At 70.6% G+C, this 371-nt stretch carries 1 pseudogene; it reads right to left on the bottom strand.

Features of this window, described 5'->3' with window-relative positions:
* Positions 1 to 371, bottom strand: a pseudogene (locus tag P3H15_RS54720) (cutinase); the annotation flags it as partial.

Genomic DNA, 371 nt, shown 5'->3' with positions numbered 1-371 from the left:
TGCCGGACAGTTGCTTTCCGAGCGCGTCGACATTCGATCCGAGACCGGGCAGGTCGGCGCCACTGAAATCCGATGTCAGTGCGGTGGCGACCGTCGCGCCTCCTCCACTGGCACCGGCACCGGTGTTGGTGTTGCTGGGGGTCTTCGAGAGGATCGCCCCGAGGGATCCGAGGAACGGGTTGGCGCCCTTGCGGATCGAGCAGTACAGGTCGTTCGGATCGCAGATCGAGGCGACCCGCCCCGACAGCGTCCCCATGCCCTGCGACCGGGGACCGGCGATCCCCTCCCCGGAGGTCGTCGGGCCGACCGTCGCGGCGCCCTGCGTGCCGGCACCCGGGTCGGCGAGCAACGCCACCCCGAGGACCCGATCC

The sequence above is a fragment of the Rhodococcus sp. T2V genome, from assembly GCF_029269925.1.
Lineage (GTDB): Bacteria > Actinomycetota > Actinomycetes > Mycobacteriales > Mycobacteriaceae > Rhodococcus_F > Rhodococcus_F koreensis.
This window is presented reverse-complemented; position numbering and strand designations above follow the sequence as displayed.